Consider the following 25,158-nt stretch of genomic DNA (forward strand, 5'->3'; position numbering starts at 1 on the left):
CGCCTGCTCATGAAACTGCAATCCTTAAAACAGATCGTTGAGCATTACGCCAACACCAACCCGTGTCTGATTGAAATTATAGTCAATCAACGACTCGCCATAGCCGCTGTACACCTGAGTGTAGAAGCGAACATGTTTGGTAATCGGATAGCTCACACCGACCTCTGCGCCGCCGTAGCCAGTATTCCAGTTGTACTGACCTTTCACGCTGAAGATGGTTTCACCGTACTGATAGCCGATTCGCATCTGATAGTGGCCCAGGTATTTGGTGATGTCCGGGTTATCGTCGGTATTTCCCACGACGTACCAGGGTTTCACTTCTACCAGCCAGTTATTGTTTTGCGCCATCAAACGCGTGTAGATGCGGTTCCAGCTACGCGACGTCGGGTCGGAACGTCCATTGGAATCATGGTTAAAACCAAACTCCACATCACGTAACGTCCAGCCCGCAAAGCTGTAGTCGGTGGCAAAACCAAGGAACAGCTGCGGTTCATAGTTGGTTTCACGGAACGGCGAAGACGCCGGCTCTTTGGTATTAGAGAGCTGCCACCAGGATTTTTGCGTGTAAGACGCACCCAGCACCGAGTTCGGTCCGACAATACCACGCCATAACGGGAATGCCAGGCTGAGCTGGAACTTCACTTCATCCTTACGAGCTTCATCCGACCAGCTATAAGAGCGGATGGCTTCTTTGTTCATATCGCTCGTATAGGTATAAAGCAGGTAGTTGGATTCATACGGGTAGAGCGTAAACGGATTATCATGCTCCTGGAGCATGTTGGCGATAATACTGCCGCGCACCGCGGGCGCATCATGAACTTCTTTTACTGTCGCTTCCTGCGCAAATGCTGCAAATGGCAGCATGCACGCTGCCGCAAACCAACCCAGAAACGTCCGCATCGGCTTTCTTCCCCTGAACAAAGTTGTTGAACTGAATATTTTAGCGCCACCTATTCTACAGATTTATTTAAGAGCTGCGCAGGTATCCTTTCTGAAACTGGTAATCAACAATTTTGAGGCATAAAATCAACATTTCTTTAACTTATGGATATAGCTTCTATGTCAACCCTCCTCACAGCCGACGCCGCATTAAAACTGGTAGGTGAGATCTTTGTTTACCATATGCCGTTTAATCGCGCCCTTGGGCTGGAACTCATCCGCTATGAAAAAGAGTACGCCGAGCTCAGCTTTAATAATCAACCCATGATGGTGGGAAACTGGGCGCAGAGTATTCTTCATGGTGGCGTGATTGCTTCCGCCCTGGACGTGGCGGCCGGACTGGTTTGCGTAGGCAGCACCCTCACGCGTCACGATACGCTGACGGAGGAGGAGCTGCGGACCCGTTTGTCGCGGATGGGGACGATTGATTTACGCGTGGATTATTTACGCCCTGGCCGTGGAAACCGGTTTACCGCCAGCAGCACCCTTTTGCGTGCGGGGAACAAAGTGGCTGTTGCCCGTGTTGAGCTGCATAACGAAGAGCAGCTCTATATTGCAAGCGCAACCGCGACCTATATGGTGGGTTGAGTCACAAAATCAGTTAAAGTAGCCTCTCTTTTCAGCAACGAGTGTAGTGACATGGATGCAAAACAGACGCGACAAGGGGTGTTACTCGCCCTTGCGGCTTACTTTATTTGGGGTATTGCGCCGGCTTATTTCAAAATCATAGGGTATGTCCCCGCCGATGAAATCCTGACTCACCGCATTATCTGGTCCTTTTTCTTTATGATTGCCCTGATAAGCGTCAGCCGACAATGGCCGCAGGTGAAACAGGTTTTCCGCATGCCAAAGAAGCTCTGCTTACTGGCACTTTCGGCAGTGCTAATCGGGGGCAACTGGCTGCTTTTTATCTGGTCGGTCAATAATCATCATCTGCTGGAAGCCAGCCTCGGTTATTTCATCAACCCCCTGGTGAATATTTTACTGGGCATGATTTTTCTCGCCGAGCGTTTTCGCCGGATGCAGTGGGCTGCGGTTATTCTGGCGGCGACCGGCGTGCTGGTTCAGTTGTGGGCCTTCGGCTCGTTACCGATCATCTCGCTCGGACTCGCCTTCAGCTTCGCTTTTTACGGGCTCATCCGTAAAAAAATCGCCGTTGACGCCCAGACTGGCATGCTCATCGAAACACTCTGGTTGCTTCCGGTTGCGGCCATCTGGCTGTTTGGCTTTGCAAACAGCGAAACCAGCCATATGACCCAGAACAGCGTGTCTCTTAACCTGCTGTTAATGGCAGCGGGTGTTGTCACCACCATTCCCCTGCTCTGTTTTACCGGGGCGGCTACCCGTCTTCGCTTATCGACGCTCGGGTTCTTTCAGTACATCGGCCCGACCTTGATGTTCCTTCTGGCCGTGTTCTTCTACGATGAGCACCCCGGCGCAGACAAAATGGTGACCTTTGCCTTTATTTGGGTTGCGCTGGCAGTTTTTGTACTCGATGCGCTGTATACCCAACGTCGTGGTCGATAAGATAAGCCCTTAAACTAACCGTCTTTCAGTGGTGGACACTCTATGCCCGGTCGTAAACAGACAGTTTCAGGACTGCGCATCGCAGATGTAGCAAAAATGGCTAATGTTGCCCCCATCACGGTGTCGCGTGTGTTAAATCAACCGGACCAGGTAAAGGAAGCGACGCGCACCAGAGTATTGAAAGTCATTGAAGAGACGGGCTTTGTACCCAATCAGAATGCGGGCGCACTGGCATCCAACCGTAGCCGTCTGGTCGCGGTATTAGTCCCGATGCTCACTAATCCCCTGTTTTCGGATACCTTTCAGGCGATTGCCGAGCAACTGGCCGCCAACGGCTACCAGGTCCTGCTGGGTATCTCCGGGTATGAAGCACAACAGGAACAGGAGCTGCTGGACGTGATCCTCAGTCGTCGCCCGGATGGCATTATCCTCACCGGAACGGTGCACACTGAACCCAGCCGCAAACGCCTGCGTGCGACGGGCGTGCCGGTGGTGGAAACCTGGGACATCAGCGACTCCCCTATTGATATGCTGGTGGGGTTTTCTCACGAAGAGGTGGGCCGTCGTGTGGCTAATCATTTACTCGGTCAGGGATATCGTCATTTCGCCCTGCTCTCCGTTGATGATCCACGCGGTAAAGTGCGAGCGCAGGTGTTTATGGAAACCTTAACGTCGCAGGGCATCACTGATATTGTGCATCAGAGCTTCACGGGACTGCCTGCCCTGGAGCAGGGCCGCGAAGGTTTAACACGCATCCTTGAAAGGGACAGTACACCGCGTGTCGTCGTTTGCACTTCTGATACCCTGGCCCACGGCGTGCTGACCGAAGCCGCAAGCCGCCATCTGAAGGTGCCGGAACAGCTTTCTGTCTTTGGTTTTGGCGATATGAACTTCGCTGCCCACACTTTCCCGCCTCTTTCGACAGTGCGCATTGATGGCAAACAGCTTGGTCATCTGGCAGCGGCTGCCCTGCTGCGCCGCCTGAAAAACGGCGATCATACGACCGTCAATGATGACGTTGGCTTTACCCTCGTTGACCGACTTTCGACCTGTCTTCAGACACCTTAGCGCCTCTGACCCCACCTCCTTTTTGTAAGCGGGATCGCATTTTGACGATCCTGCGCTTGTCTGCCGCCAGGGATCAGTCCAGGCTTGAGCGATAAATGAATGCGCTACCATTTTATAATGGTTTGATTTAATTGTTTTTTAATGCTTTCTATTTTGCACCTGTAGACAGCTTTTTTAACAGCAGCAAATGGTAGCGCAACCATTAAAGAAAGTTAATCCGCGAGGGGGTATCTATGAAGATCACTAAAATCGAAACGACCCGGGTTCGTGCACATGCAAACCTGTTATGGGTAGAGATTCACACCGATGAAGGGCTGATCGGCTTAGGGGAAACGTTCCGTGGCGCTGAAGCGGTAGAAGCCTATATCCACTCCATCATCGCCCCGATGCTGCTGGGTCAGGAGGCGCTGAATATCGAGCGCCACAACCGTACACTGCTACGGGGCTACCTGGGTTTCAACGGCTCCGGGGTGGAGACCCGCGCCTGTTCGGCTATCGATATTGCGCTATGGGATTTACTGGGTAAGGCGCTGAAAAAGCCGGTCTGGCAGTTACTGGGCGGGTTGTGCCACGACAAAATGCGCGCCTACAACACCTGCGCAGGGGTAAATTTTAATAGTCAGGGTGAGCAACGCCGCACCTTGTCACAGGGCGAGCAGCGCCCGCAGGGTCGCTATGATGATCAGGTTGCCTTCCTGGAATGCCCGGACGAGCTGGCACAAAGTTTGATTGAAGAAGGGTTCAGCGCCATGAAAATCTGGCCGGTAGACAGCTTCGCCGCAGCCAGCAACGGCCAGTACATCAGTAGCAGTGATATCAAGAAAGCCATCGCGCCTTTCAAAAAGATCCGTGACGCGGTGGGCGACAAAATCGATGTGATGTGTGAATTCCACTCCCTGTGGAATACCACCGCAGCGCTGGCTATTTCACGTGAGCTGCGACAGTACGATATCTTTTGGGCAGAAGATCCCATCAAAATGGATTCGCCACAGGGGCTGGCAGATTACCGTCGCCTTTCCGGCATTCCGGTTTGTGGCAGTGAAACCCTGGCCACGATGAGCAATTTTCGGGAGTGTTTAGCCGCCGACGCGCTCGACTACGTGATGCTCGATCTCTCCTGGTGTGGCGGCATTACCGAAGCAAAAAAAATCGCTGCGCTGGCCGAAGCCTACCAAAAGCCCATTGCCCCCCACGACTGTACCGGCCCGGTGGTACTAATGGCCTCGCTGCACTTGGGGTTGTCATGCAATAACGCCATATTCCAGGAGGTGGTACGCGCCTATCTGGCGGATTTCTACGGCGATCTGGTGGACAGGCTACCGGTTGTTGAAAACGGTTATTTGCTGCCGCCGACCGGTGAGGGCCTGGGGACATCACTGAGTGATAAATTGCGCAGTCGACCAGATGCATTAACCCGGACATCAACACGCTAAATAAGCGGGCGGCATGGTCGCCCGCTTATTTATATCGAGGATTATTCAATTTCTGTTTCGCATAATCCATTTCTCAATGCTATGTTTTAATCTGTTTGATTTTCACTGTTCAGGATGAATGAGAAATGATGCGCAGGATTATTTTGCCTTCCGGCAAAAAACGGCTTATGCGTCGGCCATATATTGTTCTCTATATACTCTTGCATGTTATCTTTCTTTCCCTCGCCTTCAATCTGGATGAGCGCCCCATTATTCTGCTGTCGTGCATGGTGTTGTTTACTTACCTGAAGGTGAATATCAATGCGCAACGCACGCGGGACAGTGGATTAAAAGCCCGTTACGTGGTTATTCCCTCAGTCGTCATTTACCTGGCGTCAGCCGGGCTGGGGTTCTTTTTTGGCGCAGAATGCGAGAGCCTGGCCGTTAAAGTGGGTAACGGCTTCGACTTTTTGCTGTTTTTAATCTTACTCCTCGCCCCTACACACGAAGACCCGGCAGTCTGAACCTGCAAAAATCATTACCATTATGGAGAGAAACATGAGCGTCGCTAACGACTACGATTACCAGAACGATCCGTCACTGAGTGAAAAATGGAAATTCCGTTTTTCGTTCTTTGACAAAAATGGCCTGCCCGCTTTTTGGGGCGCGACGCCAGCCTGGAGAGAAGCGTTTAAGACAATGACGTTTGGGCAAAAGCTTAAAGTGTCTATGAACTTCTTCGCCTATTTCTTCTCAATTATCTATTTGCTGATATTAGGGTTATGGAAAAAATCAATTCTGATCTTACTACTAAATATTGTAGTTGCCGTTATTATTGCGGCTACCGATCTGCGATTCCTGGCCTTTGTTGTTAATATTTATACCGCCTCGCGGGCGAATATCTGGTATTACGAACTGAAGGTTAAGGGTATTCAGACCTGGAGCCTGTAAGAGAGAAAGGTTCAGCAGAATTGCTGAACCTCTGTTGGCAGAATTACAACCAGTTGCGGCGTTTGAAATAGAGATACGGGGCCAGGCCTGCCAGGATCATCAGAATAATGGCGGCAGGGTAACCGAAGCTCAGGTGCAGTTCAGGCATAAACTCGAAGTTCATCCCGTAACTGGAGGCAACAAGCGTCGGGGGCAGGAAGACCACTGAAACCACCGAGAAGATCTTGATAATGCGGTTCTGCTCGATATTGATAAAGCCCATTGCCGCCTGCATCAGGAAGTTTACCTTCTGAAACAGGGATTCGTTGTGCGGCAGCAGAGATTCGATATCGCGCAGGATTTCACGCGCCTGCTCCAGTTGCCCGCCGGGTAAACGCGCTTTGCGAACAAGGAAGTTCAGTGCACGTTGGGTATCCATCAGGCACAGGCGAACTTTCCAGCCGATATCTTCCTGTTCTGCCAGCGTGGAAAGCGCTTCGTCATATTCATCACCCTGTTGACCTTCCATGATCACGCGGCTCAGTTTTTCCAGATCGCTGTAGATATTTTCGATTTCATCCGCCAGCTGTTCAATCTTGGTTTCGAAGAGATCCAGCAAAAGCTCATAAGCGTTGCCATCCACCATCTCCTGGCTGCGGGCGCGCATACGATAGAGCCGGAATGCCGGCAACTCACGCTCACGCAGGGTAAACAGACGACCTTCACGGATAGTAAAAGCCACCGTGGAGTTACCGGCGTGATCTTCAGCGTCTTCGAAGAAGAAGAAGGAGTGGATATGCAAACCGTCTTCGTCTTCAAAGAAACGAGCGGATGCTTCGATATCTTCCAGTTCAGGGCGTGTTGCCAGATTCTGGCCAAGTTCCGTTTGCACGCGTTGTCGTTCGTCATCGTCCGGCTCGACCAAATCAACCCATACAGAGCTGGCGAGGTGCTTGATTTCATCAGCCTCGAGGCGGGTTAAACGATTATTTTCGAGTTGAAATGCGCTCAGCATGACCGGGACTCCCAATACAAAAATGTCTGGACAGTTCGGTTGGGCACACAAGAAACATAAGGCGTTTCAGACCATTAAACAGCCTGACTCAGCGCGACGGGAATAAAACAGATCGCTGACAACCACTAAGGCCATCAGCAAGAGGAGATAGCCTTAGGAGTTGTTCCTGGATGACAGGGAATTGAGCCAGTATGTACTGGGTGTGTCCAAGGCGAATGTCCTCTTAGCGTGATCGTGCGCGCATGTTACGCCAGCAAAAATAAGGCGTCAACTCGCAACGGAACGCTAAGGGGTAATATTTCCCCCTCAGCGTATAAGGCTAGCAGAAGATTACAAAAAGATGATATTTTTCTGAATGTTACACTGTTTCCAGACGAGCATAAGCGGCAACCAGCCATTTGATACCCTGCCCCTGGAAGGCCACCTGCAAACGGCTATGCTCGCCACTGCCCTCCAGGTTCACAATGGTGCCTTCACCAAATTTCGCATGCCGCACGCGCTGGCCCAGTTTATAACCCGTGTCGTTTTCCGCCATCGGTGTTCCCAGCTGTTTATGGCTGACCGGACGGCTGACGGTGGCCCGTAAACGAACCTCTTCCACACACTCTTCCGGCAGTTCGCCAACAAAGCGTGACGGACGATGGTAAACCTCTTTGCCGTACAGACGACGCGTCTCGGCATAGGTCAGGGTGAGTTTTTGCATGGCACGGGTCACACCGACGTAAGCCAGGCGGCGCTCTTCTTCCAGGCGTCCGCCTTCGTCCAGCGACATCTGGCTTGGGAACATGCCCTCTTCCATACCGACAATAAACACCTGGGGGAACTCCAGCCCTTTCGCCGAATGGAGCGTCATCAGCTGCACGGCATCCTGCCAGGTGTCCGCCTGCCCTTCGCCTGCTTCCAGCGCAGCATGGGAAAGAAACGCCTGCAGCGGCATTAAATCTTCATCTTCTTCGTTGTAGCTGAACTGGCGCGTCGCCGTCACCAGCTCCTCTAAGTTCTCAATACGTGTCTGGCCTTTCTCGCCCTTTTCCTGCTCGTACATCATGCGCAGACCTGAATCTTTAATGACCCGGTCAGTCTGCACGTGCAGGGGCATTTCCGCCGTCTCCTGGGCCAGCGCATCAATCAGCTCAATAAAACGCTGCAAAGCGCCTGCCGCACGGCCTGCGAGTGCTTTTTCCTGCAATAGCTTACGGGTGGCCTGCCATAACGTCAGCTGACGATCACGGGAAGTCTGACGAACAACGTCCAGGGTACGATCGCCAATGCCACGCGTTGGCGTGTTAACTACGCGTTCAAAGGCTGCATCGTCATTACGGTTAGCAATAAGGCGCAGATAGGAGAGCGCGTCTTTGATTTCCTGACGTTCAAAGAAGCGCATCCCGCCGTAAATACGGTACGGCATGCTGGCCTGTAGCAGCGCCTCTTCCAGCACACGCGACTGGGCGTTGCTGCGATAGAGGATCGCACACTTCTCAAGCGCACCGCCGTTGTCCTGCCAGGTTTTGATCCGGTTAACGACAAAGCGGGCTTCGTCGAGTTCGTTGAAGGCGCAGTAGAGCGAAATCGGCTCGCCCTCAATGCCTTCGGTCCATAACTTTTTACCCAGACGGCCATTATTGTTTTCAATCAGGGCGTTTGCCGCGCTGAGAATATTGCTGGTTGAGCGGTAGTTCTGCTCAAGGCGGATGGTTTCGGCACCGGGAAAATCTTTAAGGAAGCGCTGGATGTTTTCTACCTGGGCACCGCGCCAGCCGTAGATAGACTGGTCATCGTCACCGACAATCATCACCTTGCCGGTATCACCTGCCAGCAGTCGGATCCATGCGTACTGAATGTTGTTGGTGTCCTGGAATTCGTCCACCAGAATGTTGGTGAAGCGTTCGCGGTAGTGCTGGAGGATATGGGGTTTATTCAGCCACAGCTCGTGGGCACGCAGCAGCAGTTCAGCAAAATCCACCAGCCCTGCACGATCGCAGGCCTCCTGATAGGCCTGATACACTTTCTGCCAGGTCTGCTCCACCGGGTTGCCGTAGCTTTGAATATGATGTGGACGTATACCCTCATCTTTCTGCCCGTTGATGTACCACATGGCCTGACGCGGCGGCCACTGCTTCTCATCAAGGTTCATCGCCTTAATCAGCCGCTTGAGCAAACGCAGCTGATCTTCGCTGTCAAGGATTTGAAAATCCTGCGGCAGATTCGCGTCCATATGATGGGCGCGCAGTAAGCGGTGCGCCAGCCCGTGGAAGGTTCCAACCCACATGCCACCCTGGCTGGTCCCCATCAGTTGGGCAATACGGTGGCGCATTTCGGCCGCCGCTTTGTTGGTAAAGGTCACCGCCATAATCGAGTACGGTGAGCAGTTTTCCACGCTCTGCAGCCACGCAATACGATGGACCAGCACGCGCGTTTTACCACTGCCTGCCCCGGCCAGCACCAGCATATTGGAACGCGTCGCCGCAACGGCGTCACGTTGTTTGTCATTGAGGCTGTCGAGCAGGTAAGAAACGTCCATTGGCACCGCCGAAAGTCATCTGCCCGGTGGCATGAAGCCTACCGGGCATACTGTGGATTTATACAATACTGCTGGTGATTATATCAGCGTGGTGAGGGATGCCAACCGCGAAATTTCCAGATGGGGCAGCAAGCGGCTATCCGCCGCTGTTAACAGGTCTGCTCCTTCAGGCTTGATCCAGCAGGCCTGCATACCGCAACGGATTGCCCCCGCCACATCGGTCGTCAGATCATCGCCTACGTGCAGAATTTCCCCCAGAGGAATATTCAGACGCGCGGCGGCAAGATGGTACATATCGTTGAAGGGTTTCGCCCGCCCATCCGGACCTGCACGCAACACAAATTTGAAGTAGTCGTTAAGACCGAAAAGTTCCGGCTGCGCATTGCCATTGGTGATAGCCACCAGCGGCCATTTTTCAGCCAGTTTCGCCAGCGTCTCGTGCGTCTCCTGCGGTACATCAATACGGCTGCGCCATGTGGCGAAGTGGTGCATCGCCGCCTCAGCCCCTGCAGCGGCGTCCTGTGCGGTTAAGCCAGCACCAAGCATAGCGTTTTCCACCGCACGTCGACGCCATTCGGTCACGTCATGATAAATATCGGGTTCGGTCTCGCGCAGAGACTGGCGAATGCGATGTAAATCGGTGCTTTCCAGTGCGTTCAGCGAGGGGTGGTATTGCTGTACGAAGCGCAGAGACTCCTGCTCCGTGCGCAGGATGACCTGACGGTTGTCGTACAGCGTGTCGTCCAGATCAAACGTCAGGGCCGAGATGAGGCCCGTTGGTCGGTAAAATCGCATTATTTCCCCCGTTTGGCGCGTGGATGCGCTGCGTCATACACCGAGGCAAGGTGTTGAAAATCAAGATGAGTATAAATTTGCGTGGTGGAAAGATTAGCATGCCCGAGTAGCTCCTGCACGCCGCGCAGGTCGCCGCTGGATTCCAGCATATGGGTGGCGAAAGAGTGGCGTAGCTTATGCGGATGCACGTGGCTGTTCAGCCCCTGTTTGATCCCCCATTCAGCAAAACGTTTTTGCACGTTACGCGCCGAAATACGTTTGCCAAGTTTCGACAGAAACAGGGCATCGTCATCGGTGCCGAAAAGGCCGCGCAAATCGAGCCAGTGTTCAATCCAGATAACCGCATTACGCCCGATGGGCAGCCGGCGCTCTTTGCTGCCTTTCCCCATCACCCACACTTCGCCGCTCTCCAGATCCATGTGTTTCACATCCAGCCCCACCAGCTCCGACAAGCGTAAGCCAGCCCCGTACATCACTTCCAGCATCGCGCGATCGCGCACCGCCAGCGGATCGTTAAGATCGATATCCAACAGACGATTAACATCATCAACATCAATATTTTTGGGCAGATGGCGTGGCGTGGCGGGCGCTGACACTCCCTTTGCCGGGTTTGCAGGCAACTCGCCCTGACCGACCATCCAGTCAAAGAAGCTGCGCAAGGCGGAAAGACGCAGCGCGAGGCTGGTCGCGCCAAGACCCTTACGGCGGCTGCGCACGGCGATGGCACGAACCATGGCGGCGTCACATTGTTGCCAGCGCTGCAAGTGCAGCGTTTCGCTCAGGGCAATGATGGCATCAAGCTGACGCTGATAATTGATAAGGGTGATGGGGCTGAGCTGTCGCTCAACGCGCAGATAGCGAAGAAAATCTGCGACGGCGGCGTGTAAGGGCGAGTCGGTCATGCGCGCTCGATCCAACGCTCCAGCAGGTCAGGCAACATCATGGCGATCTCCTCTATAAGCTGAGTGCCCTGCCCGGACTGATAGTGGTGCGGGTCCCGGCTGCTGAAGATAACCACACCCAAATCGGCGTCACGTCCCATCATGGAAACGGCAGCAGAACCAATGGCTTTGGCGTCGGGTAACAGCAACAGGAGTTCCGGCCCGTTCAGCGAGCCCAGGTAATGCTGCTGTTGGCCCAGCCGTTGGATGCGAAAAGGTTCGAACGCCTGGCGAGAGAGCGCCAGATGCGTAAAGCCAGAGGGTGCGCCAAGCCGCCAGCGGTCGGGGAAAAGGCGAATGGTCGCGCCCGCAAGCCCCAGATCTTTTGCCCAGCGCTGGAAGCGGTTAAGCATCTCTTCAAGGCTGCCCGCCGATGCCAGCTTACTTTGCAGGCGCAGGAGGCGATAAAACAGGCCTTCATTTGCGCTGGCCTGTTCCATCAGAAGCGTCATGTTCTCTTCCAGCACATTGATGTGATTGCGCGCGCGCGCCATATGCCATTCCACAAGAGAAACCATACCGCGTACCGGGTGCGGCACCTGAATTTGTTCCACTGCGTGGGCATTACGAATAAAGAATTCAGGATGACGCAGGAGATACTCCACAACCGCGCTGTCGTCCAGTTCGGCAGGCGCCTCCTGCTGCTCTTCCCCAACGTGCTTCATAGATGAATAAATCCGTCGTAGACATGTGCTGCCGGGCCGGTCATGTACAATGGTTGGCCCGGCCCTCTCCAGGCGATATCCAGCCGGCCGCCCGGCAAGTCGACTCGTACTTCGTCGGCCAGCAGACCCTGCTGAATGCCAACGGCGACGGCTGCACATGCGCCGCTGCCACAGGCCTGCGTTTCGCCAGCACCACGTTCATAAACGCGCAGACGAACAGCATCTCGTTTAACCACCTGCATAAAACCAATATTGGCGCGCTCAGGGAAACGTTCATGGCTTTCCATCACCGGCCCCAGCGTTTCCACCGGCGCGGTGTCAACGTCATCAACCTGAATCACGCAATGTGGATTGCCCATTGAGACAACCCCGAACATTATGGTTTGCTCCGCTGCACGCATAATATAGGTCTTTTCCGCTTTGTTAGCGCGAAACGGGACCTGCGATGGTTCAAAGTTAGGCTCGCCCATATTCACGCGCACCAGCTCGTCTTCCGTCACGCTTAATACCATTCGCCCGTTGGCGGTGCTGACGCGGATATCGCGTTTATTGGTGAGACCTTTGAGGCGGACAAAGCGGGCAAAGCAACGTGCGCCGTTGCCGCACTGCGACACTTCGCTGCCGTCCGCGTTAAAAATGCGGTAGTGGAAATCAAGTTCAGGATCATAAGGGGGTTCAACCACCAGTAACTGATCGAACCCGACGCCCAGGTGCCTGTCTGCCATACGGCGAATAAGCTCCGGGGAGAAAAAGACATTCTGCGTCACCGCGTCGACGACCATAAAATCGTTGCCAAGGCCATGCATCTTCGAGAACTGCATTATCTACTCCAATTACCTGCGCGGGTACGGAACGGGGATCGTAATTAGTTAACCTGGCTCGGGCCACCGTTATCACCACGATCGTTACGATCCGGCGTAGTCGACTGGAGAACGGGTGACGCTTTTTGCGTGGGCGGCGGCGCGTTTTTATCTGCCGGCGGGAAATACAACGGTCCTTTCAGACCACAGCCTGTCAGGCTGAATAAGGCCAGCATTACGGCCAGCGTGCGACACACATCTTTCATTGTAGGTAGCCTGTTAGTTCATCCTTTCTTTTATCTATCATCGCAGGAGAAGGCACAAAAGCAAGAGTTTGCACACACCCTGCATCGGGAAATATTTCGCGTTATACTGCCGCCATCACCTAAAACGGGAAACAACAATGAACGACAGTGAATTTCATCGCCTGGCTGACACCCTTTGGGAAACCATCGAGACGCGTCTGGACGACCGGGATAGCGACAGTGATATCGACTGCGAAATCAACGGCGGCGTGCTGACCCTCACTTTTGAAAACGGCAGCAAAATCATTATCAACCGTCAGGAACCTCTGCATCAGGTGTGGCTGGCGACTAAGCAGGGCGGCTACCACTTCGATCTCAAAGAGAACGAGTGGGTATGCGATCGCTCAGGTGAAACGTTCTGGGACTTGCTGGAACAAGCGGCGACGCAGCAGGCAGGCGAAGAGGTAAGCTTCCGGGGATAACGGCTCGTTTTGCTGCTCTCTGCCGGGAGAGGAGTGGGGTGAGGGCATCAGGCCGCACCCCAACAGGGAGTCAGGAGAAATACTGCTGCAACATCGGTGCGTCGTTATCCTGACTGGCAGACGCGACCGGCGTAATGGACTGATTGCGGAACGGGATGACCTGCACCCGATTATCCACATTTACAATCTGATAGAACTGCGGCAGGTTAAAGTTGATAAAACTCGAGCCGTAGGTAAAGCGGTCATGAGACGAGGAGTAGAACCGGCTCACGTCACGCACCAGCTCCTCTTTGCTGCCTTCGCAGTGATGATAGACTTCCGCGCGGTTGCTCTCATCCAGAATATAGATGTTGAAACCGTCATCGCCCGTCTCTTCAAAGAAGAATTGAATGATCCCTTCACTGGCAAAGCCATCCACCACTTGCGGCAGTTTAACGTGGTTGGTTTCGACCTGAACCGACAGACCGTGCAGCTTGTTATGCGAAATGGCGCCGTAAAACTCGATCGCATTTTCCAGTTTTTGCACCGACACATTAAGACGCTCGAAGAAAAGGCCCCAGGTCTGCCCGGCCACACGCAATGCCTTAAAGCGGCCCGTTTCCTGACGGGTGCTGGAGAGGCGAAGCTCAATGCACTCGGAAACCAACTGCTGGACGCGGGTACGTATTAACCCACGAAGGTGCTGGCTGTAACAGAACACCTCAACGCTGTCCGGCGGTGCCGCGTCCTGATGCATCTTGCCAAGGATGGTCTTCAGCGCTTCAATCATCGCCTGCTCGCCGTTAAAGTGTAGCGTGCGCACTTCATTCCACGAGTTTCGATACAGCAGGTCGACGCTACCCACCAGGCAGTTTTGCTGCTCGCCAAAGCTGAACACATCCAGCTTACGGAAATCAAAATGCACAACCTGGTTACGGAACGCCACGGTCGGGTCGTACTCCAGGTTGACGATAATGGCCAGATGACGAATTTCACATGGGCTGTAGAGGGCTTTTGGCGTGGGCGCAGGCAGGCGCAGCGGGAAGTGATGCGACACGTTCGCCACCATCTCCTGCAGTTTTGCCAGGTCGACAATACCATTGCCTTTTACATACAGATGCGTACGCGACGTCAACAGACCATTAAACCACGCCCAGGCCACCAGTTTGTTCAGGTAGCGGTTATATTCCAGCGGTTGATGGCTGACGATAGAGTCCATGTTCGGGGCGCGGTTGTAGAGATACCAACCGGTGCGGTTCGCACGGCCTGGCGGAACATGGATAAAGGTTAAATTTGGCTCGGAGAGATCCGGCGAAATCTGCGGGTTAACTAACGTAACTTTGCCCGGCAGCGCTTCAAACGCGGCATATAACTTACGGGTCAGCACACCGATGTCCTGCGGACTGGCGGAGACGCTCAGATTATTGCGGCGCGCAAAGCGGATCAGGTTACGGTAGCTCTGCATCATTGCATCAAGCAGTTCATTGTGCGCTTCACGCACCTGATCGATTTTCCAGTTTGCCCGGTTATCCAGCATCGTGAGGCGAGCTTCGTCCCACCCCCACTCTTTGACTAACTGACTGACGACTTCTCGCCGCCAGCCAACACAGGCACGCTCACGGCTCAGTTTCTCACACACTTTTAAGTAGAAACATCGACGAACAAGGTCCAGGCGAGTGTGGTCTTCGATAGCGGTCAGATAGTGGGTTACGCGCTCCAGCATCATGCAGTAATGATCGAGACCGAACGAGACGATTTCGCCATCGTGCAGACGCTGTTTAATGTCTTTCGCCAGAAGGCGGGTGTTTGGATACTCCCAGGAATAGGCTTCAAGCAGCAATGTTTTCAACACCGCTTTGTACGGGGAGTCGATACTTTTATAGAGCTGCCAGAGGCTGGCGCCGAAATACTCTTCAGCAGACAGCGAGCTCAGGCCGCCGAGATCCAGCCATTCATTCGGCGTAAGTACACCCTGTGCGTAGAGGGTCATGACGTAGTCGTCATAGTGCTCTTCTTCATCGCCCGGCACCATATTCCACAGAATACGCTTACCCGCCAGGCGCACAGCGGTGCGGTAGAATTCATCAAGCAACAAAATGTGCTGCGTGGAGCCACAGTCTTCACCACCCAGACTGCCGCTTTCATTATGGCGGAAGCGGTTTTCATCAATTAAGAAGAAGCTCACCTCGACGCCCAGCGATGCCGCCCAGCTCTCCAGCAGGCTACATTTGCGCTGTAACAGCTGGCGTTCTTCATTATCAAGCCAGGACTGGTGACACACCCAGATATCAAGATCGGAAGAACAGCTCTGCCCTACCGAAGAGGTACTCCCCATGGTATAGACGCCCGTAATCGGCAGTTCGCCTTTTGGCGACTCCTGCGCAGGCATGCCACGGTAGAGTTCGAGTTCATGCAGGTAGTGCAGTTGGGTTTCATCAGGCGTGTAAAGGCAGATGCCTTTTGGAACGTTACCATCGAGGTAACCCGGCATCAGCGGATGGTGATAGTGCAGCAATGTCGGCAGCAGACTGTACACCTGCTGAAAAGCAGGTCCCATAGCAGCAAGCGCGCGGTCCACACGCAATTGATTTATGGCATCCAGTCTCTGTTTCAGAGTCTCAATATAGAGGTACAAGACATATCGCCTGATGTTTACAGAAAAGCCAATTAAGCCGTTACCCTTTTTCGCCTTCATCTTTGAGGTAGTAAAGACGAAAAAATGGTCTAAAACGTGATCAATTTAACACCTTGCTCATTGACCGTAAAGAAAGATGCGCTACTTACCAGTGTAGCACCCTTCACTACGTGTAAATTCCCACTTACAACTGAGGCGAGTCTTATCGCGATGGTCAAACCCGCCACTTCCAGTGCATTAACCGCAAACCTGACACCCTAAGACAACAATGTTAGGATGGTCAACAGACGATAATGACGGTAACAAGCATGTTAGACAATGTTTTAAGAATTGCCACACGGCAAAGTCCCCTGGCGCTCTGGCAGGCACATTATGTTAAGACACAGCTGGAGGCACATCATGCCAACCTGACGGTTGAACTGGTGCCCATGGTTACCCGCGGCGATGTCATTCTGGATACTCCTCTGGCTAAAGTCGGTGGTAAAGGCTTATTTGTAAAAGAGCTGGAACTGGCTTTGCTTGAAAATCGTGCAGATATTGCGGTGCATTCGATGAAAGATGTGCCGGTAGACTTTCCAGAGGGGCTGGGTCTGGTAACCATCTGCGAGCGTGAAGATCCGCGCGATGCTTTCGTTTCCAATCACTTTAACTGTCTTGATGACTTGCCAGCGGGCAGCGTTGTCGGCACGTCAAGTTTACGCCGCCAGTGTCAACTGGCCGCACGTCGCCCGGATCTTGAGATTCGTTCCCTGCGAGGCAACGTAGGTACACGCTTAAGTAAACTCGACAACGGCGATTATGACGCGATTATTCTCGCCGTTGCAGGACTAAAACGTCTGGGTCTGGCAGCGCGTATCAAGCAAGCACTACCTCCTGAACTCTCTCTCCCGGCCGTCGGCCAGGGGGCGGTCGGGATTGAATGTCGGCTGGCGGATGAACACACACGAGCACTGCTCGCCCCGCTCAACCATGATGAAACGTCGCTGCGGGTTGCGGCTGAACGTGCCATGAATACGCGGCTTGAAGGCGGCTGCCAGGTGCCAATTGGCAGCTATGCTGAAATAACGGAGGGGGAGCTTTGGCTACGCGCCTTAGTCGGTGCACCGGATGGCTCTGACATTATTCGTGGCGAACGACGTGGCCAGCCGTCAGAGGCGGTCGAAATGGGCATTTCTCTCGCTGAAGAGCTGCTCGCAAACGGCGCTCGTGACATTCTGACCGACGTTTATAACGGAGACGCGCCTGCATGAGTATCCTTGTCACCCGTCCCTCTCCCGCAGGAGAGATACTTGTGAGCCGGTTGCGCGCTCTGGGGCTGGTGGCATGGAGCTTTCCGCTGATTGAGTTTTCCCCTGGACGCGAGCTGCATTCTCTCGCCGGGCGGTTGAATGCGCTCACCGCCAACGACATGGTTTTCATCCTTTCACAACATGCGGTGACCTTCGCCCAGGCTCACTTAAAACAGGCCCATACTACGTGGCCTGCAGACCCGGACTATTTCGCGATTGGCCGCACAAGCGCGCTGGCACTGCATAAAGTCAGCGGTATTGATGTACGCTACCCGCTGGATCGTGAAATTAGCGAAGTCTTACTACAATTGCCTGAATTACAAAGCATTGAGGGCAAACGTGCGCTAATCTTACGAGGCAATGGTGGCCGGGAATTACTAGGTCAAACCCTGCAGGAACGGGGCGCCATAGTAGAATTTTGTGAATGCTATCAACGCAGTATGAAATATTACGACGGCGCAGAAGAAGCGATGCGCTGGCACACGCGGGGGGTGACTACCCTGGTGGTAACCAGCGGCGAGATGTTACAGCAACTTTTTTCACTCACTCCACCCTGGTATCGTGAAAACTGGCTACTGGGTTGTCGACTGCTTGTCGTCAGTGAACGTTTGGCGAACCTCGCCCGGGAATTGGGCTGGCAGGATATTCAGGTCGCCGATAACGCAGAAAACGATGCGCTGATTCGCGCATTACAATAACACTCATAATGGGAAGCCATAATGACGGAACAACAACACTCCTCTGCCGTGGTTGAAGAGACCAAACAGGTTGATGGCACAACGCCGCCGCCCGAAAAAGCCGAGAAGAACAACCGCGCTGGCAAGACGAGTCTTGCACTGAGTGTGATTGCAATTGCTATCGCACTGGCCGCAGGCGTCGGTCTTTATGGCTGGGTCAAGCATCAGACCACCGTTATACGTGCGACGAACGACGAGCTGGCAAATCAGGTCATTGCTTTACAGCAGGCCCAGGATAAACAAAAAGCCGGGCTGGAAGACGTTATCAAGCAGCAAGCGACGCAGCTGGACGAAGCCAAAAACCAGCAGGCCGCACTCAACAAGCAGTTGGATGAGTTGCAGCAAAAAGTGGCGACGATATCCGGCTCTGACGCTAAAACCTGGCTGCTGGCCCAGGCTGATTTCCTGGTCAAACTGGCCGGGCGTAAGCTCTGGAGCGATCAGGATGCCACGACGGCCGCTGCACTGTTGAAAAGCGCCGATATCAGCCTTGCTGAAATGAATGATCCCAGCCTGATTACCGCTCGTCGCGCCATCACCGAGGATATCACTGCTCTGTCTGCTATCACTCAGGTGGACTATGACGGCATTATTCTGAAGGTGAATCAGTTATCCAATCAGATAGATAACCTGCGCCTTGCGGACAATAACGACGACGATTCTCCGATGGACGCCGATAGCAGCGAGCTCTCCAGCTCTATTACCGAATGGCGCGTAAACCTTCAGAAAAGCTGGCAGAGCTTTATGGACAGCTTTATTACTATTCGCCGCCGCGATGACACGGCGGTTCCGCTGCTGGCACCTAATCAGGACGTCTATCTGCGTGAAAATATCCGTTCGCGGCTGTTAGTAGCGGCGCAGGCGGTTCCTCGTCATCAGGAAGAGACCTACAAGCAGGCGCTGGATAATGTGTCGACCTGGGTTCGCGCCTACTACGACACTGAAGATGCGACCACCAAAGCGTTCCTTGAAGAGCTTGATAAGCTCGATCAGCAAAGCATCGCGATGGAGATCCCGGATGCGCTGCAAAGTCAGCCTATTCTTGAAAAACTGATGCAAACCCGCGTGCGTAATTTGCTGACGCAACCCGGGGCGGATGCGCCTCAATCCGCACCCGCTAACGCACCGCAGGGAGAATAATCATGCTGAAAGTATTATTGCTCTTTGCACTGTTACTGGCGGGTATTGTAGTTGGCCCGATGATCGCGGGTCACCAGGGTTATGTGCTTATCCAGACGGATAATTACAATATTGAAACCAGTGTTACCGGCCTTGTCATCATTCTGATTCTTGCCCTTGTGGTGTTGTTTGCTATTGAGTGGCTGTTACGGCGGATTTTCCGTACCGGGGCGCACACGCGCGGCTGGTTCGTGGGTCGTAAGCGCCGTCGCGCCCGTAAACAGACGGAACAGGCATTGCTGAAACTGGCCGAAGGTGATTACCAGCAGGTTGAGAAGCTTATGGCGAAGAACGCCGATCACGCTGAACAACCGGTGGTGAACTACCTGCTGGCTGCCGAAGCAGCCCAGCAGCGTGGCGATGAGATCCGTGCCAATCAGCATCTGGAACGTGCCACTGAGCTGGCCGGTCACGATCTTATCCCGGTCGAGATCACCCGCGTACGTTTGCAGCTCGCGCGCAATGAAAATCACGCCGCACGACATGGCGTCGATAAGCTGCTGGAAATTACGCCTCGCCATCCTGAAGTCTTGCGCCTTGCTGAACAAGCCTATATTCGTACCGGGGCATGGAGTTCGTTGCTGGATATCATTCCGTCCATGACGAAAGCCAATGTTGGCGATGAAGCCCAGCGTGATGCCCTCCAGCAGCAGGCGTGGATTGGCCTGATGGATCAGGCGCGAGCCGATCAGGGCAGCGAAGGGCTGAAAACCTGGTGGAAAAACCAGAGCCGTAAAACTCGCCATCAGCCACTGTTACAAGTGGCAATGGCCGAGCATCTGATTGAATGTAACGATCACGATACCGCGCAGGAAATTATTCTTGATGGCCTTAAACGTCACTATGAAGAGCGGCTGGTGATGGTTATTCCACGCCTGAAAACCAACAACCCCGAGCAGGTTGAAAAGGTGCTTCGTCAACACATTAAGACCCAGGGCGACCGGCCGCTGTTGTGGAGTACGCTGGGACAATCGTTGATGAAACATGGCGAATGGAAAGAAGCCTGCCTGGCGTTTCGCGCGGCGATAAAACAGCGTCCGGATGCGTTTGACTATGCCTGGCTGGCAGATTGTCTTGACCGACTCCATCAGCCCGAAGAGGCTGCCACCATGCGTCGTGACGGCTTGTTGCTGACGCTGCAGAACAATCCACCTTCCTGAATCTACGGGGCCATATGGCCCCGTTTTTAACTGTTAACGTCGCGTTTCTGTGCTACAGTTTTTTGGTCTTTAAAAACGGATCGCTCCCGCCAATGTAACGATTTCCCTGAGTTACCCATTTTTTTTATATGCAGCTTTTCGCTGTAGGGCATGACTCGTTTAGGGAAATCCACATCATGAATATCCTGTTATTCGCACTTGCGCGTGCATTACGTGCGCATCACTGGCTGCGTCTGCTGCTTGGCGCATTTGTTTTATCGTCTCTTGGCAACGGATTAACACAGGTGCTGGTTTTTGGCCTGCTACTGGACTGGGGCGCGTCGGCATCAACGCTAACGCTCGCTTATATACTGGCGACGTTACCTGGCCTTGTGGGCAGTCATCTGGGGGAAAAGCTTTGCCGTCGCTACTCGCCTGTTCGGGTTCTGGTCTTTTCCGAAACGCTGGGACTGCTCGCGCTGTCGCTTCCTCTGGTGGGTCTGCTACAGCACAGCATAACGGCGTTACTGATGGTTCAGTCGGTGGAGGCATTACTGGCTGGCATGGCATGGCCTGCGCTGACGCTGATATTCAAGCGCGGTTTATCTCCTCAGGAGCTTCCGGCAGCGACGGCGCTGGAGAATGTGATATTTGCGGCTCAGGTCCTGCTCGGCACGGGCCTTGGCGTGATGCTGTATGGGCGGGTCGATCCGCTGCTGCTGCTGAGTATTGATGCGTTAAGTTTTATGGTTGCCATCACCTTACTCGTTCTGACGTATCTTGCTTACCACGGCCGACATTCAGAAGATGACGCGCCTCAAGCGGCACCGCCGTTAGCCTGGTCTTTACTCAGCCGAATACAAAAACGCAGCCTGCTGATACTTCCCGTGCTGGCTGCTGTAGGCTCACCAGCAATGGCCTTAATGCCGGCGCTGGTGCAACAGATACGTCCTGAGGAAGCAACCGGCATCGCGTTGCCTCTGCTCTTCGCCCGTAGTCTGGGTCAGCTGTGTGGACCGCTATTACTCAATGGCGAGAAACTTCCCGTTTATGCACGCCGGAATCGCCTTTTGCTGATGAACCTTGGGGTATTTCTGGGGGCCTACGGTATGTTGCCGTTCAGTTCAGACAAGGCGCTTTTCGCGGCAGGGCTGATTTTTATCGCCCATCTGGCATCGAATGTCCTGTTTGCAGCAGGCACCTTTAGTTTACTTGCCGGTTTTACAACGGAGCGGGTCGCCTGGGCCAGCGCCCGAGCGTGGCGCTGGCAGACGGCAACCGCAACCGTGGTGACAGCAATAGCCGCCGTGCTGGCCCAGGAGTGGGGCGCCACACTGGCGCTCTATAGTGTCTCCTTCAGCATGCTGCTTATCGCCGTGCTGGTGTTGCATCGCTACCGGGCCTGATTCAAAAAACCATAAAAAAACGCCTGCTAAAAAGCAGGCGTTAAAACAGGTCTTTATGACAACATAAATGGGTGCTTCACTCAACGTTGTGTCCATGGTGTCTGATGAGGCCGAAGCGACATCTGTCAGTGGACGATAAGCACCGTAAACGGCTCTGCATCATTCCTGAGTTTATGAGGCCCGAAGGCGAGCATAAGAGGTGGAATGAGCATCTACGCTTATATTATTGCACATAGTATGCCAGGTTCGCATTAGCAAAACCTTTAGAACGCAACCTTTTAGGAATGCAGGTAATTCAGCCGGTGAGAAGGTAAAGCAAGGGATCGGCTTCCCTCTGGCCGTAGCCAGTTTGTCGTCCGGAGGAGACAAGCCGCAGGCAAGATAAATGAGAGTTTATAAATCAACGTATTAAACGTCACCGGATGGCGACAGTAAAAGGAGCGACTTGTTGTCGGCAGGCAACAGGCAGGAAAAGCGCAGGATATGAAAACAAAAAACCCCGCCGAAGCGGGGTTCAAAATTGGTCGGCGAGAGAGGATTCGAACCTCCGACCCACTGGTCCCAAACCAGTTGCGCTACCAAGCTGCGCTACTCGCCGATGTACTGCTTTTTGACTTTTTGTTTAATCAAAGTTGTGGTGCGAGGGGGGGGACTCGAACCCCCACATCCTAAGGACACTAACACCTGAAGCTAGCGCGTCTACCAATTCCGCCACCTTCGCATTCCACGAAACTTTTTACAACTAAACTTTTACTTCAAATTAATGGGGTGGCTAATGGGACTCGAACCCACGACAACTGGAATCACAATCCAGGGCTCTACCAACTGAGCTATAGCCACCACTACAAATTCTTTCACGCGGCCCTGTCTTTTACAGTCCACCGCAGCTCATCAAGCACCGGGTTAAATGGTGCGCCCGACAGGATTCGAACCTGAGACCTCTGCCTCCGGAGGGCAGCGCTCTATCCAGCTGAGCTACGGGCGCTTAGCGCCGTTGCGGGGGTGGATAATACGGACTTCCCCCCCCTCTGTCTAGTGCCTTTTTAAATAAAATGCGCGTTTGGTTATGCTTTGCGCATTTTGGTGATTATTCCCCCACTTCAGGGCTTTCAACACGGCGACCAAAGCCCAAAAGCTTATAAACCACGCTCACGACAGCCATAAAGAGGATGCCGACAAACAGTGACATACGCGTATCTTCATTGAACGCCATGCCGATCAGTACGCACACTAAAAACGCCATCGTGGCGTAGTTGGCCCACGGGAAGAGAATAGATCGGAATGGATGGCTGGCGATCGCCTGTTTGTGGGCAATACGGAAGCGCAGCTGGCTGACCAGAATCACAAACCACGGCACCATACCCGGCAGCACACTCGCACTGTAAACATAGACGAATACACGTTGTGGATTAGGAATGATGTAGTTCAGGCAGGAACCAATCAGCAGGATCACAATAGAGATGCTCACCCCCGCTACCGGTACACCGCTTTTTGACACTTTCGCCACCGAGGCCGGCAACTGACGGTTTTTAGCCAGCGCGTAGAGCATGCGCCCGCAGCTGTACATACCGCTGTTACAGCCGGAGAGCGCTGCAGTCAGTACCACGAAGTTAATGATCCCTGCCGCCGCAGTAATGCCAATCTTAGCGAAGGTCAGCACAAATGGGCTTCCGTTAGTACCAATTTCATTCCACGGGAAAATCGTCACAATCACGAAGATGGCACCCACATAGAAAATCAGGATGCGCCAGAGCACCTTACTGACCGCACTGCGTAGCGTGACCTGCGGATTTTTCGCTTCACCTGCGGTAATGCCAATCAGTTCCACCCCCTGGTAAGACGCCACAACAATACACAGCGCCGTCAGGAAGCCTTTCCAGCCGCCGGCAAAGAAACCGCCATGCTGGGTAAGGTTGCCGAAACCAATAGAGTGGCCGCCATTGCCGAAGCCGAAGAAAATAACGCCCAGCCCCACCACAATCATCACAATGATGGTGGTGACTTTGATCATCGCAAACCAGAACTCAATCTCACCGTACAGGCGAACTGCCGCAAGGTTAGCCATTGCCACCAGCCCGACGGCAATCAGCGCCGGTATCCACTGCGCCATCTCAGGGAACCAGAACTGGACGTAAACGCCGATGGCAGTGATTTCGGAAATCCCTACCGCCATCCACATAAACCAGTAGGACCATGCGGTGAGATAACCAAAGAAGGGGCTCATGTAGCGATGCGCATACACGGCGAAGGAGCCTGCGACCGGTTCGACGAACAGCATTTCGCCCATAGAACGCATAATGAAGAATACGAATAGCCCGGCGATGATATACGCCAGTAAGACGGAAGGGCCCGCCCACTTCAGGGTGCTCGCAGCACCCATAAAGAGCCCGACCCCGATAGTGCCGCCAAGGGCAATTAATTCAATGTGACGAGACTCCAGGCCGCGCTGGAGCTCGGGTTTGTTTTCGGCCATATAACCTCTGTTGTGTTTGCGTTTCCCGCCTGGCGGGTTGTTTTTATGAGAGTAACGTGCAGCAATGCACCGATCCCGGCGTTTAATGTGCGAACGATAACGCCACAATGCATTGAGTGTGCGAATGGTTTATTAAATTAAGAGAAATGGCAAACGATGCGTAAAAAAATTCTATGTTTCGCGCAATAAAACAGCGGATCCGTCGCGCCAGGGCGGCGCGACGGCAGGAAATTATAAATTACCCCGGTAGTGCCAGGAGAGATAACGCAGCAATCGTAACTGCCGTGTGATGCGACTTGGCTGAGAGAGAAGACGATATAGCCACTCGAGGCCCATCCGCTGCCATACCTCAGGGGCGCGTTTTACGTGCCCGGTAAAGACATCGTAGGTGCCTCCTACTCCCATATACAACGCGTGTGGATGAACGACACGGCAATCACGCATCAGAATCTCCTGCCGTGGAGAGCCCATCGCTACCGTCACGATCCTGGCCCCGCTGTCGCGGATGCGCTCGAATAAGGCCTCGCGGTCGTCAGGGCGAAAATAGCCGTCCTGACTGCCCACAATATTAACCTGCCATTGCCGGTGCAGCTTTTCAGCCGTCTGTGCTAATACCTCCGGCTTCCCACCCAGCAGAAATACGGGGGTACCTTCACGCCCGGCTTTTTCCATCAGGGCTTCCCATAAATCAGCCCCGGCGACACGTTCGACATCCGCTTGCGGGTATTTTTTTCGAATGGACCGTACCACGCTAATGCCGTCCGCGTACTTGAACTCTGCGTGCTCAATCAACGCACGAATCCGGGGATCATCATCAATCGTCAACATTTTTTCGGCATTAATGGCGACCAGCGTTCCCTCTTTGAGCGCCCCCCTGGCATATAAATAATCCAGTGCGTGCTGCATATCGCGCCAGCCAATAAGCTTCAGTCCGCGCAGCTCATACACCGGAGCAGCAGTATTGTCAGTCATTCGCATCCT

24 protein-coding genes and 4 tRNA genes are annotated in these 25,158 nt (G+C 53.6%); 12 read left to right on the top strand and 16 right to left on the bottom strand.

From position 1 onward, the window contains the following. Window positions 1–24: 24 nt before the first annotated feature. Complete coding sequence (gene pldA / locus KXR87_RS14690; RefSeq protein WP_437432982.1) at window positions 25–900, bottom strand: phospholipase A; 876 nt, start codon at window positions 898–900, stop codon at window positions 25–27. 159 nt (window positions 901–1,059) lie between these two features. On the opposite strand from pldA, the gene yigI reads away from it, so the two are divergent. The 6 genes from yigI (at window position 1,060) to KXR87_RS14720 (ending at window position 5,897) form a co-directional block, all read left to right on the top strand. Beyond that, window positions 1,060–1,527, top strand: coding sequence for an acyl-CoA thioesterase YigI (gene yigI / locus KXR87_RS14695; protein WP_437432983.1), 468 nt, complete (start codon window positions 1,060–1,062; stop codon window positions 1,525–1,527). 51 nt (window positions 1,528–1,578) lie between these two features. Next, window positions 1,579–2,466, top strand: a complete 888-nt coding sequence (gene rarD, locus KXR87_RS14700; protein ID WP_437432984.1) for an EamA family transporter RarD — start codon at window positions 1,579–1,581, stop codon at window positions 2,464–2,466. A gap of 42 nt (window positions 2,467–2,508) precedes the next feature. Continuing rightward, window positions 2,509–3,534: a LacI family DNA-binding transcriptional regulator gene (locus KXR87_RS14705; RefSeq protein WP_437432985.1), complete on the top strand. Its 1,026-nt coding sequence runs from the start codon at window positions 2,509–2,511 to the stop codon at window positions 3,532–3,534. Window positions 3,535–3,767: 233 nt separating this feature from the next. Next, window positions 3,768–4,967, top strand: a complete 1,200-nt coding sequence (locus KXR87_RS14710; protein WP_437432986.1) for a mandelate racemase/muconate lactonizing enzyme family protein — start codon at window positions 3,768–3,770, stop codon at window positions 4,965–4,967. Window positions 4,968–5,092: 125 nt separating this feature from the next. Next, window positions 5,093–5,470 (top strand): hypothetical protein, encoded by a 378-nt coding sequence (locus tag KXR87_RS14715; protein WP_437432987.1) that lies wholly within the window; start codon window positions 5,093–5,095, stop codon window positions 5,468–5,470. 34 nt (window positions 5,471–5,504) lie between these two features. Then, a complete protein-coding gene (locus KXR87_RS14720) occupies window positions 5,505–5,897 on the top strand; it encodes a DUF2628 domain-containing protein (protein ID WP_437432988.1) in 393 nt (130 codons plus the stop codon). Between the two features lie 43 nt (window positions 5,898–5,940). Here the strand turns inward: KXR87_RS14720 and corA are convergent, their stop codons facing one another. From corA to lptM, 8 genes are all read right to left on the bottom strand, one after another. Next, window positions 5,941–6,891, bottom strand: a complete 951-nt coding sequence (gene corA, locus KXR87_RS14725) for a magnesium/cobalt transporter CorA (RefSeq protein ID WP_437432989.1) — start codon at window positions 6,889–6,891, stop codon at window positions 5,941–5,943. A gap of 153 nt (window positions 6,892–7,044) precedes the next feature. Continuing rightward, window positions 7,045–7,101, bottom strand: a complete 57-nt coding sequence (gene ysgD / locus KXR87_RS14730) for a YsgD/CorL family protein (protein ID WP_353889132.1) — start codon at window positions 7,099–7,101, stop codon at window positions 7,045–7,047. A gap of 148 nt (window positions 7,102–7,249) precedes the next feature. After that, a complete protein-coding gene (gene uvrD / locus KXR87_RS14735; RefSeq protein WP_437432990.1) occupies window positions 7,250–9,412 on the bottom strand; it encodes a DNA helicase II in 2,163 nt (720 codons plus the stop codon). 78 nt (window positions 9,413–9,490) lie between these two features. After that, window positions 9,491–10,207: a 5-amino-6-(5-phospho-D-ribitylamino)uracil phosphatase YigB gene (yigB, locus tag KXR87_RS14740; protein ID WP_437432991.1), complete on the bottom strand. Its 717-nt coding sequence runs from the start codon at window positions 10,205–10,207 to the stop codon at window positions 9,491–9,493. Beyond that, window positions 10,207–11,109, bottom strand: a complete 903-nt coding sequence (gene xerC, locus KXR87_RS14745) for a tyrosine recombinase XerC (RefSeq protein WP_437432992.1) — start codon at window positions 11,107–11,109, stop codon at window positions 10,207–10,209. Before xerC ends, yigB begins: the two co-directional genes overlap by 1 nt. Next, a complete protein-coding gene (locus KXR87_RS14750; RefSeq protein ID WP_437432993.1) occupies window positions 11,106–11,813 on the bottom strand; it encodes a DUF484 domain-containing protein in 708 nt (235 codons plus the stop codon). Before KXR87_RS14750 ends, xerC begins: the two co-directional genes overlap by 4 nt. Further along, window positions 11,810–12,634, bottom strand: a complete 825-nt coding sequence (dapF, locus tag KXR87_RS14755; RefSeq protein ID WP_437432994.1) for a diaminopimelate epimerase — start codon at window positions 12,632–12,634, stop codon at window positions 11,810–11,812. Before dapF ends, KXR87_RS14750 begins: the two co-directional genes overlap by 4 nt. Before the next feature lie 44 nt (window positions 12,635–12,678). Then, window positions 12,679–12,879 (bottom strand): LPS translocon maturation chaperone LptM, encoded by a 201-nt coding sequence (lptM, locus tag KXR87_RS14760; RefSeq protein WP_437432995.1) that lies wholly within the window; start codon window positions 12,877–12,879, stop codon window positions 12,679–12,681. Between the two features lie 137 nt (window positions 12,880–13,016). On the opposite strand from lptM, the gene cyaY reads away from it, so the two are divergent. Then, complete coding sequence (gene cyaY / locus KXR87_RS14765) at window positions 13,017–13,340, top strand: iron donor protein CyaY (protein ID WP_437432996.1); 324 nt, start codon at window positions 13,017–13,019, stop codon at window positions 13,338–13,340. A 70-nt stretch (window positions 13,341–13,410) separates the two neighbouring features. Here cyaY and cyaA read toward each other — a convergent pair whose 3' ends face one another. Continuing rightward, window positions 13,411–15,954, bottom strand: a complete 2,544-nt coding sequence (gene cyaA, locus KXR87_RS14770) for a class I adenylate cyclase (RefSeq protein WP_437432997.1) — start codon at window positions 15,952–15,954, stop codon at window positions 13,411–13,413. Between the two features lie 308 nt (window positions 15,955–16,262). Between cyaA and hemC the strand changes: the two genes are divergently transcribed. The 5 genes from hemC (at window position 16,263) to KXR87_RS14795 (ending at window position 21,704) form a co-directional block, all read left to right on the top strand. After that, window positions 16,263–17,204 (top strand): hydroxymethylbilane synthase, encoded by a 942-nt coding sequence (hemC, locus tag KXR87_RS14775; RefSeq protein ID WP_437432998.1) that lies wholly within the window; start codon window positions 16,263–16,265, stop codon window positions 17,202–17,204. Next, window positions 17,201–17,941: a uroporphyrinogen-III synthase gene (gene hemD, locus KXR87_RS14780; RefSeq protein WP_437432999.1), complete on the top strand. Its 741-nt coding sequence runs from the start codon at window positions 17,201–17,203 to the stop codon at window positions 17,939–17,941. Before hemC ends, hemD begins: the two co-directional genes overlap by 4 nt. Window positions 17,942–17,962: 21 nt before the next feature. Then, complete coding sequence (gene hemX, locus KXR87_RS14785; RefSeq protein ID WP_437433000.1) at window positions 17,963–19,120, top strand: uroporphyrinogen-III C-methyltransferase; 1,158 nt, start codon at window positions 17,963–17,965, stop codon at window positions 19,118–19,120. 2 nt (window positions 19,121–19,122) lie between these two features. Beyond that, entirely contained in the window at window positions 19,123–20,319 is a 1,197-nt protein-coding gene (gene hemY / locus KXR87_RS14790; protein ID WP_437433001.1) for a protoheme IX biogenesis protein HemY, read from the top strand. Between the two features lie 176 nt (window positions 20,320–20,495). Next, window positions 20,496–21,704, top strand: a complete 1,209-nt coding sequence (locus tag KXR87_RS14795; protein ID WP_437433002.1) for an MFS transporter — start codon at window positions 20,496–20,498, stop codon at window positions 21,702–21,704. A gap of 521 nt (window positions 21,705–22,225) precedes the next feature. On the opposite strand, the gene KXR87_RS14800 is transcribed toward KXR87_RS14795, so the two are convergent. From KXR87_RS14800 to wecG, 6 genes are all read right to left on the bottom strand, one after another. Further along, a tRNA-Pro gene (locus KXR87_RS14800) sits at window positions 22,226–22,302 on the bottom strand. A gap of 37 nt (window positions 22,303–22,339) precedes the next feature. Continuing rightward, window positions 22,340–22,425, bottom strand: a tRNA-Leu gene (locus tag KXR87_RS14805). A gap of 43 nt (window positions 22,426–22,468) precedes the next feature. After that, a tRNA-His gene (locus KXR87_RS14810) sits at window positions 22,469–22,544 on the bottom strand. Window positions 22,545–22,612: 68 nt separating this feature from the next. Next, window positions 22,613–22,689, bottom strand: a tRNA-Arg gene (locus KXR87_RS14815). Between the two features lie 102 nt (window positions 22,690–22,791). Further along, window positions 22,792–24,177, bottom strand: coding sequence for a bifunctional threonine/serine APC transporter ThrP (gene thrP / locus KXR87_RS14820; protein WP_437433003.1), 1,386 nt, complete (start codon window positions 24,175–24,177; stop codon window positions 22,792–22,794). A gap of 231 nt (window positions 24,178–24,408) precedes the next feature. Beyond that, on the bottom strand, window positions 24,409–25,149 hold the full coding sequence (gene wecG, locus KXR87_RS14825) for a lipopolysaccharide N-acetylmannosaminouronosyltransferase (RefSeq protein ID WP_437433004.1): 741 nt from the start codon (window positions 25,147–25,149) through the stop codon (window positions 24,409–24,411). Between the last annotated feature and the right edge of the window lie 9 nt (window positions 25,150–25,158).

Source organism: Yokenella regensburgei (assembly GCF_051486985.1).
Taxonomy (GTDB): domain Bacteria; phylum Pseudomonadota; class Gammaproteobacteria; order Enterobacterales; family Enterobacteriaceae; genus CBFFRJ01.

What these genes read in the sequence shown, in the direction of transcription:
- corA (WP_437432989.1), bottom strand. Translation starts at nt 6,891, where the DNA reads ATGCTGAGCGCATTTCAACTCGAAAATAATCGTTTAACCCGCCTCGAG.
- thrP (WP_437433003.1), bottom strand. Translation starts at nt 24,177, where the DNA reads ATGGCCGAAAACAAACCCGAGCTCCAGCGCGGCCTGGAGTCTCGTCAC.
- hemY (WP_437433001.1), top strand. Translation starts at nt 19,123, where the DNA reads ATGCTGAAAGTATTATTGCTCTTTGCACTGTTACTGGCGGGTATTGTA.
- KXR87_RS14705 (WP_437432985.1), top strand. Translation starts at nt 2,509, where the DNA reads ATGCCCGGTCGTAAACAGACAGTTTCAGGACTGCGCATCGCAGATGTA.
- uvrD (WP_437432990.1), bottom strand. Translation starts at nt 9,412, where the DNA reads ATGGACGTTTCTTACCTGCTCGACAGCCTCAATGACAAACAACGTGAC.
- hemX (WP_437433000.1), top strand. Translation starts at nt 17,963, where the DNA reads ATGACGGAACAACAACACTCCTCTGCCGTGGTTGAAGAGACCAAACAG.
- cyaY (WP_437432996.1), top strand. Translation starts at nt 13,017, where the DNA reads ATGAACGACAGTGAATTTCATCGCCTGGCTGACACCCTTTGGGAAACC.
- xerC (WP_437432992.1), bottom strand. Translation starts at nt 11,109, where the DNA reads ATGACCGACTCGCCCTTACACGCCGCCGTCGCAGATTTTCTTCGCTAT.
- dapF (WP_437432994.1), bottom strand. Translation starts at nt 12,634, where the DNA reads ATGCAGTTCTCGAAGATGCATGGCCTTGGCAACGATTTTATGGTCGTC.
- wecG (WP_437433004.1), bottom strand. Translation starts at nt 25,149, where the DNA reads ATGACTGACAATACTGCTGCTCCGGTGTATGAGCTGCGCGGACTGAAG.
- pldA (WP_437432982.1), bottom strand. Translation starts at nt 900, where the DNA reads ATGCGGACGTTTCTGGGTTGGTTTGCGGCAGCGTGCATGCTGCCATTT.
- yigI (WP_437432983.1), top strand. Translation starts at nt 1,060, where the DNA reads ATGTCAACCCTCCTCACAGCCGACGCCGCATTAAAACTGGTAGGTGAG.
- KXR87_RS14720 (WP_437432988.1), top strand. Translation starts at nt 5,505, where the DNA reads ATGAGCGTCGCTAACGACTACGATTACCAGAACGATCCGTCACTGAGT.
- hemD (WP_437432999.1), top strand. Translation starts at nt 17,201, where the DNA reads ATGAGTATCCTTGTCACCCGTCCCTCTCCCGCAGGAGAGATACTTGTG.
- rarD (WP_437432984.1), top strand. Translation starts at nt 1,579, where the DNA reads ATGGATGCAAAACAGACGCGACAAGGGGTGTTACTCGCCCTTGCGGCT.
- KXR87_RS14750 (WP_437432993.1), bottom strand. Translation starts at nt 11,813, where the DNA reads ATGAAGCACGTTGGGGAAGAGCAGCAGGAGGCGCCTGCCGAACTGGAC.
- KXR87_RS14715 (WP_437432987.1), top strand. Translation starts at nt 5,093, where the DNA reads ATGATGCGCAGGATTATTTTGCCTTCCGGCAAAAAACGGCTTATGCGT.
- hemC (WP_437432998.1), top strand. Translation starts at nt 16,263, where the DNA reads ATGTTAGACAATGTTTTAAGAATTGCCACACGGCAAAGTCCCCTGGCG.
- yigB (WP_437432991.1), bottom strand. Translation starts at nt 10,207, where the DNA reads ATGCGATTTTACCGACCAACGGGCCTCATCTCGGCCCTGACGTTTGAT.
- KXR87_RS14710 (WP_437432986.1), top strand. Translation starts at nt 3,768, where the DNA reads ATGAAGATCACTAAAATCGAAACGACCCGGGTTCGTGCACATGCAAAC.
- KXR87_RS14795 (WP_437433002.1), top strand. Translation starts at nt 20,496, where the DNA reads ATGAATATCCTGTTATTCGCACTTGCGCGTGCATTACGTGCGCATCAC.
- lptM (WP_437432995.1), bottom strand. Translation starts at nt 12,879, where the DNA reads ATGAAAGATGTGTGTCGCACGCTGGCCGTAATGCTGGCCTTATTCAGC.